This window comes from Achromobacter sp. 1014246743, from assembly GCF_059760725.1.
This window is the reverse complement of the sequence record NZ_JCBANA010000058.1, coordinates 1-19197: the sequence shown is the minus strand read 5'-3', so window position 1 is coordinate 19197 and position 19197 is coordinate 1. Positions and strand designations below refer to the sequence as shown.

Genomic DNA, 19197 nt, shown 5'->3' with positions numbered 1-19197 from the left:
CATGGACGGCGGCATGCTCGATTATCAGACGTTGTGTACCTATGGCCTCGGCCTGATCCAGGATGAGCAGACGCGTGGCGTACCGCCTCTGGCGGCGGCGCGGGCCCAGGCGCTGGTGCCGCCCGCGCTGCGCAAGATGCCCGGGCTGATGCCGCGGCTGCTGGATCTGTCCGCCCTGGACGTGGCGGGCAGGACGCAGGTGCTGGCCAGCCTGAACCAGGCGGCGCATGACGGCGACGACCTGTGGCTGGCGCTGCTGCTGCAAGCCGATCGTCCCGCCGATGCCGTGGCGGCGCATTGCCGGTCGCGCATGATCGTCGACATCGCCGGGCAGGGGCCGTGCTTTTTCCGCTTTTTTGATCCGCGCGTGCTGGTCCAGGTGTCGTGGATATTGGACCCGGGCCAGCTGGCCTGGCTGTGCGGCCCGGTGCAGCGCTTTCTGTTTCACCTGGATGGCGAGTGGCGCGCGCTGGATCGGCCCGAGGCCGAGGCGGCGCCGCGTCTGCGGCTCAGTGACGAGCAGTCGTTCGCGCTGACCCAGGTGCAGCCATTGAATGAAGTGCTGTCCGGCCTGGACGGCCTGGCGCCTGACCGCCGCATCGCGCTGGGCAGGACCGTGATGGACCATTTCCGCACGGCCCGCGAACTGGGCCTGGCGACGGCGCAGGAACGCAAGGCGTTTGCCCGGCACGGGCTGTCGGTGCACCCCGCCTTCCATCGCCACGAACGGGTGCGCGAATGCCTGGCGGCGATGCAGCCGGATGATGACTACCCCTACCTTGCCGCGGTCCAGGACCTGTCGGATGACGACTGGGCCCGCGTGCGCACGGATCTGGAACGAACTGGAGAGCCCGATGGCCGATGATGTGAAGCAATGCGGAAAGAAGCGTTCATCGATCGATTGCGAAGAAGATTGCCCGTTTCACCGGGTCGGCCTGCCCATCATGCCGCTGCGCTACGCGGTGCTCAAGAAAGAGGACCCGTCCCCGGCGCTGGCAGGCGACCTGAACATGCCGCAACTGGCAGAGCGGCCCTTGGGCGACAGCGCGCGCTACGGCGTGCGCCTGCTGCGCCCCGGCTATCTGTACATGTATGACGAAGCGCGCTCGGAACTCAAGGGCTACTACGTCAACGAGAACGGCACGCTGTACAACTTCGATATCGACAAGCCGGTGGAGAACTGCGACCGCACGTTCACCTGCACGATGGATCACGAAGCCAAGGCCTCGCTGCTGACCATCCCCAACGCGCGCAAGGCCACGTTCGTGTGGCTGACGTTTTCGGACGTGCAGTGGACCAAGGACGTGTGCAAGGCCCACAAGGGCCGGCGCGGCGCCGATATGCGCGAGCGCCACATGTTCAAGTTCGACGTGCAGGCCTGGCTGTCCAGCGGCCAGCACGCCAACGCCAAGAGCATCAAGAGCCTGAAGGACACGGCGGCCGAATACGTGGTGCATCGCAAGCGCGAGCTCGATCTGCAACAGAAGCAGCAGATGCTGGGCTGGAGCACCGTCGGCTACTACGACGTGAAGGGCTGGATGGGTGAGATGATCGAGAACGCCGCCGAGGCGTTCCTGCCCGGCAAGGGGCTGATGCTGGCGCTGCCGGACAGCACCGGCATCCTGCAGGACCTGGCGCGGCTGATGCGCCTGCGCTTTGACGATTTCGTGTCGAACAAGGAAGACCTGCGTCCGCTGACGGTATCGAAGTCGATCGAGTCGGTCAGCGAGATCATCATGCAGGCCGCCGAAAACGATCTGCTGCGCGACCGCGCCAAGGATGCGTCCAATTATTCGGTCTATGGCACGACCAGCCCCAACATGGCGGGCGCCGGCGGCGGCGGCAGCGCCGGCGGCCTGGCGATCGGCCAGCTGGTGCTGGACATGATCAACCCGGACCGCCAGAAAGAGCGCATGGCCGAGGCCGAGAACTACCGCCACCCGACCGAGCAGGAGCGCCGGACGGTGCGCTGGGATGCCTGGAAGAAGTACTTCGACAACTACGACGAGAACGCGCGCCGGGCATGGCAGAAGGATTTCGACGAGCGCCTGACCAAATTCGACGCCGCCACCATCGTGCCGATGGCGAAGGCGCACGTGGCCTGGATCACCTGCGGCGATACGTTCAACGGCTTCGAGTGCAACTACGACGTCAACAGCGCCGATAGCGGTGAGGTCTTCCAGACCGTGTTTTCCTTGTGCATCGACGGCACCCAGGACAAGCGCGTCTGCTTCAAGCAGTATGTCGAATGGCTGCAAGGCGATCCCGAAGACACGCGCAATCTGCTTTTGCGCGCCATGTTCCACAACCAGGATTTCGTGATCAAGAAGGTGGTCGAGGCGCACGAGGCCGCCCTGGACTGGAAGGCCATTCCCTGGGGTAACCTGCACGAGGCCTACAAGACCGGCCTGAAGGTGCTGAGCGAAGGCCAGATGGACAAGACGGCGCGCCTGCTCGAACAGATCATGGGCCCGGTGGTGCAGGTGCTGCGATTGGGCGTGGACAGCTCGATTGCGCGCAAGCTGGCCATGTACCTGGGCTTGCTGTCGCGCCACGACGTGGTGATTGTCGAAGTCGAGGGCGGCAAGAAGACCTTCCGTGCCGCGCTGATCCGCGAACTCATGCGCCAGCATGGCGGCCAGGTGAACATGCGGCAGATGGAGCGCGCCGTGGCCGACGAATTGCGGCGGCTGGAAGTGCGCGGCGAACAGCTGGAAGGCACCGACAAGAAGCGCTGGTTCATGCTGGTGGACAGGGAAGCGGCGGCCAGCGTGCCCCGGGAAGGCCGGGCGGCCGACCGGGCCAGGATGCTGGCGCAGACGTCCATGACGATGGAAGAATACGAGGCCAGGGAACTGTCGCGCTGGCGCACGACGATCACCACGGATGTCCGGGTCGGCGTCGTCAGTTGCCTGTTCCAGACCGTGGCGGTGTACAAGCTCTGGAGCGATCTGGAATCGGCCATGCCGCACGAACGCACCGATGCAAGCTGGAAGTTCGTGATTGGCATCGCATCGGCTGGCGGGTCGGTGGCGGAGGTCCTGGGCATGGCGCTCAAGGGCCGGATGGCCGCCGGCATGCGCTTGGGGATGGGCCTGGGGCTCGAATCCACCACGACGCTGCTGATGCGCTGGGGCAGCCGCACGGGGGTGGTGACCGGCGTGCTCATGGCCGCGTTCGACGTGAAATCCGGCCTGGATCAGATCATGATCGAGAAAAACGGCTGGATGGGCGGCCTGTACCTGGCCTCGGGGGGGCTGAGCCTGATTGTCGTGGGCGCGTTCGCCATGTCGTGGACCGTTGTGGGGCTGATCGCCGCCGTCCTGCTGATCGTCGTGGCGGTGCTGATCGAGAAATTCAAAGGCAACAAGATCGATGAATGGCTCAAGCGGTGCCTGTGGGGCAAGCTGCAGGGGCAGGCCGGCGCCGATTACTACTATGGAGTGCAGCAAGAAGTGAACAGTCTGCGTGTGGCACTGGGAGGGGAGTGATGGACTTCACGGGGTTGCTGTCCCGGTTTCCCAACAACCGTCCCCTGACAGAATTCGACCGCGAGCACCGGCTGCTGCAGAAAAAGCGCCTGGACGTCCCGCTGCTGGCGCAGTTGTGCGTGGTGAAGATGAATTCCAACAGCCTGCTGTCGGTGGACCGCTGGTACGGGTGGCGCGGTTTCGTGGCCCTGCTCGGCGCGATAGGCGTGGCCTTCGGCATTGGCGTCATCCTGAAGCTGGCCTGGATCCTGGTGGTGGATGACCTGCCCAACGAGAACGGCCTCTGGGAAGCGGTTTTCTTCGGCATGGCGATGTTCGCGGTGGTGGGCGCCCTGGGGGCCTGGGTCGCCTGCAAAGAGATGTTCCGCTGGACATACTACCCCATCGCGCTGGACCGAAAGCGCCGCCTGGTGCATGTGTTCCGGCTGGATGGCACCGTGCTGACCGCGCCCTGGGACAAGATCTACTTCACGCTGGGCCGCGGCAAGGCCGCGTTCGGCATGCGCAATTGGGATATCCGCGGGCTGATCCTGGACCCGGATGGCGTCACCGTGAAGGAGACGTTTTCGTTCTGCATCGCCACCAGCCGCGTCGAAAACGCCTATTCCCACTGGGAATTCCTGCGCCGCTACATGGAAGAAGGGCCGCAGGCGGTGCTGGACGCCGTGCTGTATTGCATGCCGGTGGACGGCAAGCGCGAGCGCTTCGCGTTCAGCAAGGAACGCGTCTTCGCCAACGACGCCCAGACGCCTGGACTCATGTACGTGCTCGCGGCCCCCTTCAACTACCTGCACGCCATCATGCGCTGGGTGGTGATGCAGACCAGCAAGATACCGGCGTTTCCCCCCGAGATCGAAGCGACGCTGCAGCCTGAGCCGGGCGATCCGTACGTGCGCGATGCGTCGATGAACCCGGAAGACTTGCGATAATTAAACCCGGGTAATATTGACGGATTAATTTAATCCGGGTAAAAATGCGTCCTGCGACATTTCGCCGCAAAGGACGCAAGCATGAGCACATTCGATCTGAACACCGGCGCCACCGCGGCGCTGGCCCATGAAACCGATCTGACGGACCTGCCCGTGGACGGCGAGCTGCCGCCCGGGCTGGACGGCGTACTGGTCCGCAACGGCCCCAATCCGCTGGGTGGGCGCTTCGAGGGCAACGACGTGCTGTCGTGGTGGCCCCAGCCGGCGATGCTGCACGCGATTGAATTTCGGGATGGCCGGGCGGTCGGCTACCGCAACCGCTGGGCCCGCACCCGCACCTGGGCGCGTGTACATGCACCAGAGCAGGCGGACGGCTTGCCGGACACCAACCCCAACGTCAACGTGCTGCGCCACGCCGGTGAGACCCTGGCGCTGGCCGAGGGCGGCGCGCCGCTTGTGATGACGCCGGGGCTGGATTTCGGCGGCGCCAGCCAGCGCCATCCCGGCCTGGCGGCAGGCATGACGGCGCATCCCAAGGTCGACCCCCGGACGGGGGAATTGATGAGCTTCCGGTCCCATTGGGAACAGCCGTGGCTGCGCTACGGCGTGGCGGGCCCGGACGGCCAGCCCCTGGTGGACCAGCTGATCGAGGTGCCGGGGCCGTCGATGATGCACGACATGGCGATCACGGCGCGCTACAGCATCCTGCTGGACCTGAACGTGGCGTACGACTTTTCCCTGCTGCAACGCGGCTACCGCATGCCGCTGCGCTGGCATGACGAACGCCTGTCGCGGCTGGGCGTGATCCCGCGCCACGGCGGGCCGGTGCGCTGGTTCGAGGTGGCGCCGTGTTTCATCCTGCACGGGGTGAATGCGTACGAGGCGGATGACACGACGGTGGTGCTGGACGTGGTGCGCTATCCGGAGTACCTGCGGCTGTCGGGCAGCGGTGCGGATTTTGAAGAGAACCCGCTGGGCGTGCTGTGGCGCTACGAGATCGATCTGGCGCGCGGCACGGTCAGCGAGCGTGCACTGGACGAGGCGGGCATCGAGCTGCCGCGCATCAACGAGGGCAGGACGGGGCGACCCTACCGCTACGTCTATGCGGTGCAGCAGCCGAACAACCAGGAAATGCGCGGCGTGGTGCGTTACGACCTGGCGACGGGGGCGACGCAGCAATATCGGGTGGCGCCGGGCGACCAGAACAGCGAACCGGTGTTCGTGCCGCGCCCCGGGGCGCGGGATGAAGACGATGGTTGGGTCTTGGTGTGCGTGTACCGCCAGGCCAGCGATACCAGCGACGTGGTGGTGCTGGACGGGCGCGATCTGCAAGCCGGGCCGCTCGCGACGGTGCGCTTGCCCAGCCGGATTCCTGCCGGGTTCCATGGCGCGTGGTTGCCCAGGGAAACGGCTTAGGACGCTTTCTGGCTGAAGGCAGTGACGCCTGGCTGGGCAAGCGGCCGTCAGGCCAGGCCGCTGCGCTCAGCGGGCCTTGGTCCGGCTGGTCTTCTTGGCGGCGCGCGGCGCGTCTTTGGCGGGCGCCGGCACGGCCGCGGCCGTGACCTGTTCCATCCAGGCCAGGGTCTCGGTGTAGGCCACGAACTGCTGCAGGTAGCCGGGCGACAGCTCGCGCATCAGCGACAGGGCGCGGTGCACCAGCTGGTTCGAATTGAGCGGTCCGGCGTTCTTGTGCACCTGTTCTTGCGACTGGCGCACCTGCCGGTCGGCGCTCAGGCCCGACCAGACTTCGCGAAAGTAATCCAGCGCGGGCAGGTCGGGGTAGGCGTCGCGGCGCGCTTGCGCGGCGGCGGCATCGGGGTCGTCGCCGGCTTCGCCGGGGTAGGCCAGAAAGGCGGCCAGCTCGGCCAGGGGGCCGCGCGGGCGCGGGGTCGCCTGGACTTGAGGGGCGGCCTGAGCTTGCGGGACGGCCTGATTAGGGGCTGCCAGATGTGGGGCAGCCAGATATGGGTCTGCCAGGTGAGGCAGGCGCTCGGCGTAGGCCTGCATCAACTGCGCCAGCCGTTCATCCAGCCGTTGCCGCACGGCGCCGTGCTGGTCGGCCACGCGGCGCGCCAGGGCGTCGATGACGTGGAACGCGATCGGGTCCAGGCGGTCGTCGCCGCGCTCGCGCCAGGCTTGCAGCGTGGCGCAGGCGTCCGGCAGCGTGCCGATGTCGGTGGCCGGGTCTGGCGTCGTCGGGCCCAGGCTGCCGTCACTGCCCACGTGGCGGCTCCTCGCCGTTGGACGGCTTGGGGATGGGGGTGATCTCGACCCGGCGGTTCTTGGCGCGGCCCGCTTCGTCGGCGTTGGACGCCACCGGTTGTTCCGAGCCGAACGCGGCCGCAAACACGGACGCCGACGGCACGCCCTCGTCGATCAGGGCGCGCGTGACGGTCAGCGCGCGCTGGGCCGAGAGGTCCCAGTTGTCGGCGAAACGGCGGTTGCCTTCGCGCACCTGCTGGTCGTCGGTGTAGCCGCTGACCATCAGGATTTCGTTGTTGGCCTTCAGGTAGGCCGACAGCGGCTCGATCAGGCTTTTCAGGACCTCGCGGCCCTCGGGCTGCAATTGGTCGGAATTGAGCGCGAACAGCACGCTGCCGCTGATGCCGATGCGGCCGTTGATGAGCGTCACGCGGCCGGCGGCCAGCGGCGCGGCCAGGGCCTGTTCCAGCGTCTGGCGGCGCTGGGTTTCTTCCTGGCGCTGCTTGACCTCTTGTTCGAGCTGGGTGGACAGCTGGAGCTGCACGGCCACCACGCTGACCAGGATCAGGACGAACGCGCCCAGCAGCACCGACATCAGGTCGCCGAACACGGCCCAGGTCGGCACGGCGGGTTCGACGCCGCCGTCGATGTCTTCGCCCGCGCTCATGCGGCTTCTGCGCCGGCGGCGGCGCGTTGGGTGGCCAGCTGGCGCAGGTTTTCAATGATCTGCTTCTGCGACTGCGTGCTCAGGTCCACGACTTCGCGGGCTTGCGCCACGTAGTAGGCCAGTTGCTCGTCGCCGCGGGCGATGGACTTGTCCAGCGCGGCTTCGATGCGTTGCAGGTGCGCCACCAGCGAATCGTTGGACTCGCCGAAAAGCCGCACGGCGGCGCCGAAGGCATCGCCCAGGCTGGCCACTTCGATGGCGCTGCTGGCCACCTGGTCGGCCACGTCGGTCAGGCGGCCGGCTTCGGCATCGACCTTGTCGGTGAACTGCGCGCCCACGCGGTCCAGCAGGTCGGCGGACGACGACACCAGCGCGTCCACGGCGGTGCGCTGTTCGCTGGAGGCATGGTTGACGGCATCCAGCAGCGTGGCCAGCGTGTCCAGGAGGCGGTTGCGTTCTTCCAGCATGGCGTTGTCGTAGGCCAGGCTGTCCGACAGCTTCTGGCGCAGCTCGCCGATGACCTCGGCGGCGGCGCGCGGGGCTTCCGAGGCGGCTTGCACCAGGTGGCTGATTTCGGCGATGGTGCCGTTGGCGTGGGCTTCGGTCTGGGCGGCGATGCTGTCAGCGGTCTGGGCCAGCGTGGCGCAGATCTCTTGCTGCAGGCTGGCGCTGCGGGCGCCGGCCTGTTCCCATTCCTGCCGCAGGGCGTCGGCCATGGCGCCCAGCTTGTCGGTCCACGCGGCCAGGCGCGCCTGGTCTTGCGAGGCCAGCTCGGCCTGCAGGCCGGCCTGCGATTGGCCCAGCGTCTGCAGCAGCGAGGCCGAGTGCTGTTCGAACGCGGCCGACGCGGTGGTCAGGGCCTGCTGGTTGTCGCTGGCCAGCTTTTCGTTGGTCAGTTCCTGGCGCACCTGGGCCTCGGTCCAGGCGTCGGTCACGCGGGCAGCGGCCGTCTCCAGGCGGGTCGACACGTCTTGCAGCAGGGCGGCCTGGGCCTGGGTCTGCGCGGTCAGGTCCTGTGCGGTCTGGCTCAGCAACTGGCCGAGTTCCTGGTGGCGGGCGGCGGTCTGCGCGCCGGCCTCGCGCCATTCGTGGCCCAGCTTGGCGGCCAGCTCGCCCAGCGAGTCGTTCCAGGCGGCCAGGCGTTGTTCGTCGCGGGCGGCCAGGGCGGCGTGCAGGTCGGCCTGCGACTGGTCCAGCGTGCGCAAGAGCGACGCCGAATGCGCCTCGAAGGCGGCCGCGGCGGTGGCCAGGGCCTGCTGGTTGTCGCTGGCCAGTTTCTCGCTGGTCAGTTCCTGGCGTACCTGCGCGTCGGTCCAGGCTTGGGTCACGCCGCCGGCCGCCGATTCGATGCGCGCGGCCACGGTGTCGAGCAGGGCGGCTTGCGCCTCGCTGCGGGCGGCCAGGTCTTGGGTGGTCTGCGCCAGGGCCTGGCTGATCTCGTGCTGGCGCGCGGCGGCTTGCGTGCCCGCTTCTTCCCATGCGCGGCCCAGCTTGTCGGCCACGGCGCCCAGCGTGCCGGCCCAGGCGGCCAGGCGCTGTTCGTCGCGCGCGGCCAGGGCCGCCTGCAGATCGGTGTGCGACTGATCCAGCGAGCGCAAGAGCGACGCGGAATGCGTTTCGAAGGTGGCGGCGGCAGCGGCCAGGGCCTCGCGGTTGTCGCCGGCCAGCTTGTCGCTGACCTCGGCCTGGCGGGCCAGCGCCTCGTGCCATTGCGCCGACACCTTGCCGGCGGCGGTTTCCAGGCGGGCGGATACGCTGTCCAGCAGGCCGGCCTGGGTGTGCGCGTGGGCGGTCAGGTCCTGGGCGGTGCGGGCCAGCGCCAGGCTGATTTCCTGCTGGCGGTCGGCGGCTTGCGCGCCCGCGGCCTGCCATTCCTGGCGCAGCGTGGCGGACATGGCGCCCAGCGTTTCGGTCCACGCGGCCAGGCGTTGCTGGTCGCGCGAAGCCAGTTCGGATTGCAGGACGGTGTGCGACTGGTTCAGCGTGCGCAGCAGCGACGCCGAATGCTGTTCGAAGCTGGCGGCCGCCGCCGTCAGGGCTTGCAGGTTTTCGCCGGCCAGCTTTTCGCTGGCCTGTTCCTGGCGCGACAGCGCCGTATGCCAGGCCTCGGACATGGTGCCCGACGAGGCTTCCAGGCGCGCGGACACGCCATCGAGCAGGGCGGCCGAACGCTGTTCAAAGGTCTGGGCAAAGCGGTCCAGCGAATTGCGCAGGTCCTGCGCCAGGGTTTCGCTGGCGGCCTGCTGGCCGGCCAGGGCCTGGTTCCAGATGCCCGCGACGTTGGCGGTGGCCGCCTGCAGGCCGGTGGTCAGGCCGTCCAGCTGGCGCTGCACCGCGTCGGTCACCGCGCCATGCAGCGTGGCGGTTTCGCGCGACAGGCCGGCCAGGGTGGCCTGCACGGCAGGCTGCAGCGCCTCGCCAGCCGAGCGGGCGCTTTCGGCCACGCTTTCCTTCATCGACTGTTCCATCACGGCGGCCAGGCGCGCATAGGCGGCTTCGGCCTTGCCCTGGAACGCGTCCTGGCTGGCCAGCTGGCGCTCGTTCAGCGATTGGCTCTGCTGTTCCATGTTGCGCATCATGGCGTCCAGGCGGTCGACCAGCGTGGGCATGGCTTCGGCCTGCCGTTGCAGCACTTCGGCCTGCCGTTGCAGCAGCTTGAAGCTTTCTTCGCGCTGGTGCTGCTGGGTGTAGATGCGCAGCGTGGTGGCGGCCTTGCTGTCGAGCAGTTGCGCGGCCTGGATGCGGTCGCGGCGGCTCAGTGCGGCCAGCAGGCCCAGCATGGCCGAGGTGGCGACGCCCGCGATCGAGGTGCCGAAGGCAAAGCCCAGGCCCTTCACGGGGGCGGCCAGCGACGCGCGGATGGCGGCCAGGTCGGTCGCACTTTCCAGCGCCGTGCCCGTGCCGCGCAGCGTCACCACCATGCCCAGGAAGGTGCCCAGCATGCCCAGCAGTACCAGCAGGCCGACCAGGTACGGCGCCAGCGCCGGGCCGGGCAGGCCCACGCGTTCGCCTTCGATGCGCAGACGAGCGGCGCTGCGCAGGCTGGGGTGCAGGGTGTCGAGCCAGGCGCCCAGGCTGGCGGGCGGCTGCGACAGACCGCTGGCCGCGCGTCTGAGCGATGCCGTGGCCTGCTGGTAGCGCAGCAGTTCAAGCGCGCCGGCCAGGTAGCAGGCACAGATCAGCAGGGTGACCGCCAGCGCCAGGGGATTGGTGCCCGCGTAGCCCGCGCCGATCCAGCCGGCCACGGCCAGGCCGCTGAGGAAAACAACGATATTGATCAGATACTTGGACATAGTGTCCCGGTTAGCTGGCGCGAAGGGCCGCAAGCAGCCCTTCCACCGGTTGTAAACGAACATCCAATTCGGCCAGCAGCACGCTGCGCATGTCTTTGCGGAACGTCTCCAGCCAGGCGCCCGGCGTGGGCGCCGTCAAGGTGGCTTGCGGGGGCGTCCCCGCGGGTCTTGCGTCGCCGCCCGCCGCCGCGGCACCGGCCGGCGAGGCATCGGCCGGCGAGGCGTCCGCTTGCGCGTCGGCCTGGGGGGCGCCTTCGGCATCTGCCTTGGCGTCGCCTTCCGCGTTGTCCTCGACTTCGGCGTTGGCCTCGGCCTCCGCGTCGGCCAACGCCTGCGCCTCGGCTTCGGCCTGCGCCAGGGCCAGCGCCTCGGCCTGCGCCGCGACGTCGTCCAGCGCCGCTTTCTCGGCCAGCCGCAGCCGGTCGAAATGCCCCTGCAACAGCTTTGGAATCGCGCCCAGCAGGGTGCGTTCGCGCGGCAGCAGGGCGCGGTCCATGATGGCATCCACCACCGCCAGCCGCGTCATTTCGGGCGTTTTGGCCGCGACCATGCCGCGCAGGCGGCTGCGCAGGTTACCGATGCTGGTTTCCATCGTGTGCTGCAACGACAGATAGCGCTGACGGAAATTCGCGTAATCGGCGTCATCCGCTTGCAGGGCGGCGGCGGCCTTGGCCGGCATCTGCCCCGGGATCACGCGTTTGGCGGCCGTGGCCGCGGTATCGCTGGCGATGGCATCGGCCAGCGTGGTCCGGACACGCTCGCATTCGCGCTCTTCCTGGCTGCTGAACTGGCGCGCACCGGGCGCGATGGCCGGGGGGCGGTTGTTCAGGGCGGCGGACAGCGCAATCGCGTCGGTCCAGCCGAGCCATTGGCTCAGATGATCCGACAGCGGCTGCCTGGATTCCGGAACGTCGACATCCGTCAGGCGAGTCAGCAAGCGAATGAGCGTCGGGCCGCTTAAACCTGTGCGCTGTGGGGCTTGCAACATACCACCAGAGTCAAAAAGGGGGGAGTTTACACGCTGGCGGGGGCCTTCTGGGGGGTGGAAGGCGGGGTTGCGGTTGCCGCTGCAACAATTTGTCAGTACTGGGGGAATCTGACGGATTCTTGCCCGGCCAGGCGGGGGGGGGCCGGCCGCCGCGCCCGACGGGGTCGTGCCCCATTTATGCCAGCCGGGCAGGCGGCCCGCGGCGCGTTCTCTATATAAGAGAGAGGCGCCGCGCCGTATCGGCGGTGGCCGCTCAGGCCAGGGCGCGCGGCTTGCGCACCGCCCGCAGTTTGCCGCTGGTCGCGCCGCCGCAATAGAACACGTCGCCGCCGTCCGACTCCAGTCCGGATACAACCACGCCCGCCGGCAGCGCCAGGCTTTCCAGGACCTCGCCGCTTTGCGGGTCGACGTGTCTTAACTCGCTGGCGTCGTCTTCCCAGGTGCCGTGCCACAGGCCGCCGTCCACCCAGGTCACGCCCGTCACGTAGCGGTCTGAGGCGATGGTGCGCAGGATGGCGCCGGTGGCCGGGTCCACCTGCAGGATCGTGCGGTCTTTGTAGCGGCCGACCCAGAGCATGCCCTCGGCCCAGGCCATGCCCGAGTTGCCTTCGCCGTGTGGCGCGGCGATGGTGCCCAGGATGCGGCCCGAGGCCGGGTCGATCTTCTGGATGACGTCGCCGGCGATCTGGTACAGGTGTTGGCCATCAAAGGCCGTGCCGGCCTGGGCCGCCACGTCGATGGACTGCACCACGGCGCCGGTGGCCGGGTCCAGGGCGTGCAGTTTCTCGCCGACGGCGATCCACACGCGCTTGCCGTCGTAGGACACGCCGTGCACCTGGCTGACGCCAGGAAAGGGGCCGTATTCACGGAGGATGTCTGCGGGTTTGGATTTCATGTCGATGTCCTGTTCAAGAGGTTGACGTGTCCATCCTAGGCATTCGGCGGCGGCAGCGGGAGTAACAATGTGGTCGCGAAACCGGGCAAGGGCGGCGTCATCCAGCGCCGCGCCCGGCCTCGGCCGAACGACTGGGCACGGCCGGCATCGGCCAGGGCATCCAGCGCGCGCTGCACATGGCGCTGGCTGAGATCCAGCGCCAGCGCCAGGGCCGAGCTGGACCAGGCCTGGCCGTCGCCCAACAGCGCCAGCACGGCAGCGTGCTTGTCCTGCACGGGGGGTGTCAGGACGGCAACCTGCTGCCCCGGCGGCGGCGTCAGCGCGAACCCGCCGCGAGTGGCGTGCAGTGTCGCCAAGGGGCCGAGCGCGGCGCGCAGGCGGCCGATCTCGACCCGCAGGCGGGCCCGGTGGGTTTCGTCCGGGCGACGGGTGCGAAAGGCCTGTTCGATCAGCACGTCGCGGGGCGCGTCGGCGGGCCAGGCGTCGGCCAGTATCCGGGCCAGGGTGAAGAGAACGGGGCGGGTGGCCAGCGCCACCGTGCGGCCCGCGCCGTGCAGCGCGTAGCGGCAGGCGTCGATGACCAATGTGTTCGAGGCGAGCAGCGCCTGGACGTCAGCCAGGCGCTGCGGGCGGGGGGCAGGGGCGGCCGTCAATATCGCGGCCGCCGCATCCAGCAGACGCTGGGCGTCGCGCACTTCGGCCTGCAAGGCGGGGATGCCCGCGTCCTGCGCAGCCTGGGCGGCGCGGGCCAGGGCCGCCTGGGCCGCGTCGGCGCGCAGCCGCCGCATGGCGATGCCGGCCACCACCAGTTCATGCACGGTGCGCAAGGCTGGCGGGAACGCGGCCGGGTCCAGCGTCGCCAGCGTCTGCTCGGCCTGGTCCAGGCGGCCGATCAACAGCAGGCGCCGGCCGGTCAGGTACTGGGCATAGGCCGCATTGCGCGTATCGCCGTGGCGTTCCAACACCTGTCGGGCCGCGTCCAGGGATTGCGTGGGCCAGGCCAGGTCGCGCGAGGCCAGCGCAATCTCGGCCTCGGCCACGACGCAGCGGGCGCGCGCCACGGGCGCCTGCGCGCCAAACTTGCGCGCCGCCTGCCGCACCAGCGAACGGGCACGCTCAAAGTCGCCCAGTTGTGCCAATGCAATGCCGCGCAGCGCCAGGGCCGGCGCATCGTCGCGCAAGGCCACGCGGCCCAGGGCGCCCAGCGGGTCGCCCGCAGCCAACGCATGTGCCGCGGCGGTGATCAGCAAGTCCATGGGGCGTCGGTCGTGGCGTTGTCGTGCGGGGGCTGCATGGCGGGTCGAAGACGTCAATCTACACCGTCACGGACAAACTGGGTCTGCGGCGTTCCGTACTCACGGATGAGTGGACTGCGTCCGACTTCTGCAATCACGGGCCAGCGTCGGCCAAAAATCAGAATCTTCCAATGTTCTGTCTGATTCGGATTGCGTAGCGTAAGCGGGCAATTTCCGGATCGGTGCTTTTGGCTTTGTCGATAGTCCGCGGGGTTTGGGCGGGCTGAAGGTCGGCTGTCGTGGCAACGGTTGTGGTTTCACCCCCTTTGCCGAGTCTTGCCTGATATGTCGACGTTACGCCGCACGATTGCCTGCTTGCTGGTCTTTGCGCAGCTCTGGACGCCCGTCCTGGCGCAGACCTTGCCGATTTCGGTAGACCAGAGCGTCGGCGGGCAGAAGCCCGTGGTGGGCGTGGCCAACGGTGTGCCGGTGGTCAACATCGCACCGCCTTCGGCTGGTGGGGTGTCCAACAACCACTACACGCAGTTCAACGTCGGCCCGTCCGGTGTGGTGCTGAACAACAGCGGCGCGGCCAGCCAGACGCAGGTGGCGGGGCAAGTGGCCGGCAACCCCATGCTGGGCAACCAGCGCGCCACCACCATCCTGAACCAGGTCACGGCGCCTAATCCCTCGCAGTTGCGCGGCATGCTGGAAGTGGCCGGCAATCGGGCGAACGTCATTGTTGCCAACCCGGCTGGTATTACCTGCAACGGCTGCGGCTTTCTGAACGCCAATCGCGCCACGCTGACTTCCGGCAAGCCGGTCGTGGGGCCGGATGGTTCGCTGGGCTTTGATATCGCCAGTGGGCGTTTGGCCATCGAAGGCGCGGGTCTGTACGGCGCCAACCTGAGCCAACTGGATCTGCTGGCGCGCACGCTGGAACTGAACGCCCAGGTGTGGGCGGATCGCTTGAACGTGGTGGCGGGACCCGCCCGGGTGGGCTACGACGGTATCGACGTCTCGGCCCTGACCGGCGCCGGTGCTACGACTGGCGTATCCATCGACGTGGCCGCCTTGGGTGGCATGTACGCCAACAGCATCCGGCTCATCGGCACCGAGGCTGGTGTGGGCGTGAACATCGGCGGCAACCTTGCTGCGCTGACCGGCACGCTGACTGTCAGCGCCAATGGCGACGTCAAGATTCTGCCGTCCGGCCGCATGCAGGCCGCCACCGATCTGTCGGTGCAGGGCGGGCGCGATATCGTCAACGAGGGCACAGTCACGGCGGGCGGCGCGCTGGCGCTCAATGCGCCTGGCATGGTGTCCAATGCCGGCGCGATGTCCTCGGCGGGCAACGCCAGTGTCGTGGCACGGCAACTGGATAACCTCGGTGCCTTCACCGCGGGCCTGCAGGCCGATGGCTCCATTAGCCCCTTGGGCGCGCTGAGCGTGCAGGTCAATAGCCTGCAGAACGCGGGCACGCTGATGGCCGGCGGCAACGCTACGGTCACGGCCGATGCGCTGGGTCTGTCGGGCGGAAAATTCGTCGCGGGCGGTGCACTGACGTTGGATGCCAATGGGGCAATCACCAATCGCGCCGGTTCCGTGTACGGCGGCTCGGTGTTGCTGCGCGCGTCCAGCCTGGACAACACGGGTGGCAAGCTCACCAGCGGGGCAGGGCTGACCGCCAACGTCGCAGGCGCGGTCGACAACACCGCCGGCACCCTGGCGGGCGCCGGCGCGGTGGCCATCACCGGTCAATCCATCATCAACGCCGCAGGCGGCGTCGTCTCGGGCGACAGCGTCGCGCTGCGCGGACCGGCCGGCATCAACAACCAGGGAGGTTCCGTCCAAGCCAACGGCGCGCTGCGCGTGGAAACGGCCGGCGCCGTGAACAACCAGGGCGGCAAGCTCTTGGGCGGCACGGCCGATATCCAGGCGGTCAGCCTGGACAACCGCAACGGCGTTGCGCAGGCGGACGGCAAGCTCACCATCGCCAATACCGGCGCTTTGCAGAACCAGGGCGGTGGCCTCTTTGGCGGCTCAGCGGACATCAAGGCAGCCAGCCTGTCCAACACCGACGGCAAGGTCGTCAGCGGCGGCGCACTGGACGTCAGCACCACCGGCAACCTGGACAACACTGGCGGTACCGTTGCCGCCCAAGGGCAAGCCACGCTGAACGCGCAAACCCTGTCCAACACCCGCGGCCTCATTGCCGCAGGCAACCTGACACTCAATACACAAGGCCTGCTCGACAACCGCGCCGGCTTGATCCAGGCCGACAACCTCGTGGCCCTGAAGGCCGGCAGCCTGAACAACCGCGACACGCTCGCCAATGGTCTGGCGGGTGCGGGGGCCGCAATGTCGGCCAACGTGGAATCGTGGGCCCAGGCAGGAACGCCGACCCCATCAGGGACTTCTGCCGAAGCAGCTGCTATGCCTACTTCGACGAGCGCCTTGGGCGTGATGGGCAAGCAGGTCACGGTCAATGCCGAGGCCATCGATAACCAATCCGGCCGTATCGGCGCGGGCCAGGACCTGAGCGTTGCCACCAGCACACTCGACAACACGTCAGGCAACGTCTCATCCGACGCCAACGCCAAGCTCGCGGTCAACAGCCTAACCAACCGCAGCGGCGCGGTGACGGCCGGCAGTTCCCTGGAACTGACCACCGACACCCTGGACAACGACGGCAAGCTCCACGCCGGCCAGGACCTGACGATCACCGCCAACACCCTGACCAACCGCGCCACCGGCGAACTGATCGGCCTGCGCAACAACACCCTGGTCATCGGCGGCCTGCTGGCCAACGCCGGCCTCATCGATGGCGGCTACACCCGCATCACTGCTGGCAGCCTCACCAACACCGGCCGCATTTACGGCGACCGCATCGGCATCCAGACGCCGACGCTCATCAACGAACCCAATGCCGTCATTGCGTCGCGTGGTGACCTGGACCTGGGCGTCGGCACGCTCGCCAACCGTGAACACGCCTTGATCTATGCCGGCGCAGACCTGCGCGTGGGCGGTGCCCTGGACGTCTCCGGAAAGGCCACTGGCCAAGCGGCGTTGCTATCCAACGAATCGGCCACCATCGAAGCCGAACGCAACGCCGACATTGCGGCGGCCAGCATCCAGAATCTGAACACCCATTTCACCAGCAGCATCGTTCAAACCAAGAGCGAAGAGAAATGGTTCTACCGCTTGAACGGCTCCACGGAGATCATCGACGGCGAGGGCATGTGGTTCTGCAACACCGTCAAATCCATTTGCGGACGCAGCCCCAGATGGATGGGTCAGTACGACGAACGGCGCCTGTTGCTGCCGTCGACCCGCTATCCGGAAAGCCAGTACGGCCCGCCCTTTGACTACAGCAGCATTCAGGAAGACCAGCAAGGCCGTGCCGGCGTCAGCGCACCGATCGGGCTGGCGTATATCCCGGAAGATCCGTCGTGCGGCGGAGGGGATGCTGGGGCTTGCGGTGTCAATCCCGCCCAATTTTTCTACAAACCCGACGCCAAGATCTGGTCGGTCTTCGAGGTCGAGCGCCCCACCGGCATCAGGAAACCACCGTCACCGGATGACTGCGGCTTTCGCTGCCCTGCGGACCTGGCCCAGCAACAGGCCACCTACGAGCGCGACCTGCAGCTCTACGACACGTTGAACGAGAAGATCCGCGACTTCAACGCCGACTTCCGCAACAACCGCATGATCAAGGACTTCACTTATTACGAAGTCACGCAGATCACAACCGAAACCGGTGTCACGCAGAGCGATCCGGGCAAGATCATCGTGGGCGGCAATGCGCGGCTGGTCGGCAACGTCCAGAACGACAAGAGCCAGATCATCGCGGGCGGGGCCCTGAATGCCGAAGGCGGCACGTTGACCAACCTGGGCGCAGAGGGTTCTCGCACTGTCCAGCGCTCGGGAACGATGGTCTATACCTACGAAAAGCGGGACTCGCGTCGCTATGACCGCTCGCCCTATGGCGTCACCGTCTCGGTGGAGAAAATCGATGCCGGTCTGGGAGTGACGCAGCAGAACACCGGTATTTCCCCAGGGGGTGTCGCGCCTGGCGCCAGCGCGATTGCCGCGGCCTTGCCGCCGGCGACGGTCACGCGCGTGTCGCTGCCGGGCAATCTCGCGGTCGCCGTGGTGACATTGCCGCCCGTCATTCCCACCAGCGCGCTGTACCGCGTCATGCAGGCGCCAGACGCCCCGTACCTGATCGCAACCGACCGCCAGTTCCTGGGCTCGCGCACCGTCACGTCCAGTGATTTCCTGCTTCGCCAACTGAACCGCAATGGCACCTATGTCCTCAAGCGCCTGGGCGATGGCTTCTACGAACAGAAGCTGGTGGCCGAGCAGGTCATGCTGGCCACGGGCCAGCGCTACGTGGGTGACTACACCGACAACGAAACGCAATACAAAGCCTTGCTCGCCGCGGGCGCCGACTTCGCCGGTCGCTTCGGCCTGACCGTCGGCACCGCGTTGTCAGAAGACCAGATGCGGCATCTGACCGGCGACATTGTCTGGCTGGTCGAGCAGACCGTCACGCTGCCCGACGGCAGCCAGCAAAAGGTATGGGCACCGCAGGTGTACCTGGCAGTCAGGCCCGGCGACCTGCGTGGCGACGGCACGTTGATCGCAGGCGGCAGTGTCCACATCGACATGGGCGGCGATGTCGCCAACAGCGGCACCCTGGGCGCGCGCAACGCCCTGGTGGTCACGGGACAAAGCCTGCGCAACAACGTAGGAACGATTCAGGGCAAGGCCGTCAACCTGAACGCCTGGCAGGATATCGACAACATCGCCGGATTGCTCAAGGGCGACAGCGTCACCCTGTCCGCCTTACGCGACATCAACCTGACCACCACCGCGAGCAGCGCCAGCGGCGCGCGCACCCGTACGACCTTCATCGACGGCGTGTCACGCATCGATGCGGGCAAGCTCGATGCCTTTGCCGGGCGCGATGTGAACGCCACGGCCGCGGCGATCAGCGCAACGTCCGACGCCGCGATCAAGGCAGGCAGGAACATCAATCTGACCACTGTGACGCAGTCTTATGCGGACTCCGTCCACTGGAAAAGCAAGAACCGGGCCGATCTGTCCTTGAGCCAGGAAGTGGGCACGTCCTTGTCGGCGGGCGGCAGCTTGCAGTTGGTGGCCGCGCAAGACGTCAATGCGCGCGCTGCCCAGGTGTTCGCCGACAAGAACCTGACCCTGTTGGCCGGGCACGACGTCAACCTGACGGCCGGCGTGGCATCGGGTTCGGTGCGTGACGAGCACTACCAGAAGGTCAAGGGTTTCCTGTCCAGCCGCTCGACTCACACCATCGACAGCAGCGCCTACAGCACCGCCCAAGGCACCCAGTTGTCCGGTGAAAGCGTCCTGGTTAGCGGCGGGCGCGACATCCGCATGACGGGTGCGCAGGTCCTGGCTTCCAAAGACATCGTGCTGGACGCCGCACGCGACCTGGCCGTGCAGGCCGGCGTGA

Annotated in this window: 11 protein-coding genes; 5 read left to right on the top strand and 6 right to left on the bottom strand. The window is 67.7% G+C overall.

Features of this window, described 5'->3' with window-relative positions:
- The first annotated feature begins 13 nt into the window (after positions 1 to 13).
- The 4 genes from AC6LJ2_RS22045 (at position 14) to AC6LJ2_RS22030 (ending at position 5836) form a co-directional block, all read left to right on the top strand.
- A complete protein-coding gene (locus tag AC6LJ2_RS22045; protein WP_498152185.1) occupies positions 14 to 865 on the top strand; it encodes a DUF4123 domain-containing protein in 852 nt (283 codons plus the stop codon).
- The gene (locus tag AC6LJ2_RS22040; protein ID WP_263915615.1) at positions 855 to 3491 is read left to right on the top strand and encodes a T6SS effector BTH_I2691 family protein; all 2637 of its coding nucleotides are present in this window, start codon (positions 855 to 857) and stop codon (positions 3489 to 3491) included. Before AC6LJ2_RS22045 ends, AC6LJ2_RS22040 begins: the two co-directional genes overlap by 11 nt.
- A complete protein-coding gene (locus AC6LJ2_RS22035) occupies positions 3491 to 4420 on the top strand; it encodes a DUF6708 domain-containing protein (protein WP_445656612.1) in 930 nt (309 codons plus the stop codon). The genes AC6LJ2_RS22040 and AC6LJ2_RS22035 overlap by 1 nt, the downstream gene beginning before the upstream one ends.
- An 81-nt stretch (positions 4421 to 4501) precedes the next feature.
- Positions 4502 to 5836: a carotenoid oxygenase family protein gene (locus AC6LJ2_RS22030; RefSeq protein ID WP_498152184.1), complete on the top strand. Its 1335-nt coding sequence runs from the start codon at positions 4502 to 4504 to the stop codon at positions 5834 to 5836.
- A gap of 66 nt (positions 5837 to 5902) precedes the next feature.
- Here AC6LJ2_RS22030 and AC6LJ2_RS22025 read toward each other — a convergent pair whose 3' ends face one another.
- From AC6LJ2_RS22025 to AC6LJ2_RS22000, 6 genes are all read right to left on the bottom strand, one after another.
- On the bottom strand, positions 5903 to 6643 hold the full coding sequence (locus AC6LJ2_RS22025; protein WP_498152183.1) for a DUF2894 domain-containing protein: 741 nt from the start codon (positions 6641 to 6643) through the stop codon (positions 5903 to 5905).
- On the bottom strand, positions 6633 to 7289 hold the full coding sequence (locus tag AC6LJ2_RS22020; protein WP_263915612.1) for an OmpA family protein: 657 nt from the start codon (positions 7287 to 7289) through the stop codon (positions 6633 to 6635). Before AC6LJ2_RS22020 ends, AC6LJ2_RS22025 begins: the two co-directional genes overlap by 11 nt.
- Entirely contained in the window at positions 7286 to 10582 is a 3297-nt protein-coding gene (locus AC6LJ2_RS22015; RefSeq protein ID WP_498152182.1) for a DUF802 domain-containing protein, read from the bottom strand. Before AC6LJ2_RS22015 ends, AC6LJ2_RS22020 begins: the two co-directional genes overlap by 4 nt.
- 10 nt (positions 10583 to 10592) lie before the next feature.
- Positions 10593 to 11570, bottom strand: coding sequence for a DUF3348 domain-containing protein (locus AC6LJ2_RS22010; RefSeq protein ID WP_445656608.1), 978 nt, complete (start codon positions 11568 to 11570; stop codon positions 10593 to 10595).
- A gap of 253 nt (positions 11571 to 11823) precedes the next feature.
- A complete protein-coding gene (locus AC6LJ2_RS22005) occupies positions 11824 to 12465 on the bottom strand; it encodes a Vgb family protein (RefSeq protein WP_498152181.1) in 642 nt (213 codons plus the stop codon).
- 35 nt (positions 12466 to 12500) lie between these two features.
- Positions 12501 to 13721: a helix-turn-helix domain-containing protein gene (locus tag AC6LJ2_RS22000; protein WP_498152180.1), complete on the bottom strand. Its 1221-nt coding sequence runs from the start codon at positions 13719 to 13721 to the stop codon at positions 12501 to 12503.
- A 324-nt stretch (positions 13722 to 14045) separates the two neighbouring features.
- Here AC6LJ2_RS22000 and AC6LJ2_RS21995 point away from each other — a divergent pair.
- A partial coding sequence (locus tag AC6LJ2_RS21995; protein ID WP_498152179.1) for a two-partner secretion domain-containing protein occupies positions 14046 to 19197 on the top strand: 5152 nt, incomplete at its 3' end.

Coding starts and splice junctions, on each gene's coding strand:
- AC6LJ2_RS22045 (WP_498152185.1), top strand. CDS start 14: ATGCTCGATTATCAGACGTTGTGTACCTATGGCCTCGGCCTGATCCAG.
- AC6LJ2_RS22040 (WP_263915615.1), top strand. CDS start 855: ATGGCCGATGATGTGAAGCAATGCGGAAAGAAGCGTTCATCGATCGAT.
- AC6LJ2_RS22035 (WP_445656612.1), top strand. CDS start 3,491: ATGGACTTCACGGGGTTGCTGTCCCGGTTTCCCAACAACCGTCCCCTG.
- AC6LJ2_RS22030 (WP_498152184.1), top strand. CDS start 4,502: ATGAGCACATTCGATCTGAACACCGGCGCCACCGCGGCGCTGGCCCAT.
- AC6LJ2_RS22020 (WP_263915612.1), bottom strand. CDS start 7,289: ATGAGCGCGGGCGAAGACATCGACGGCGGCGTCGAACCCGCCGTGCCG.
- AC6LJ2_RS22015 (WP_498152182.1), bottom strand. CDS start 10,582: ATGTCCAAGTATCTGATCAATATCGTTGTTTTCCTCAGCGGCCTGGCC.
- AC6LJ2_RS22010 (WP_445656608.1), bottom strand. CDS start 11,570: ATGTTGCAAGCCCCACAGCGCACAGGTTTAAGCGGCCCGACGCTCATT.
- AC6LJ2_RS22005 (WP_498152181.1), bottom strand. CDS start 12,465: ATGAAATCCAAACCCGCAGACATCCTCCGTGAATACGGCCCCTTTCCT.
- AC6LJ2_RS22000 (WP_498152180.1), bottom strand. CDS start 13,721: ATGGACTTGCTGATCACCGCCGCGGCACATGCGTTGGCTGCGGGCGAC.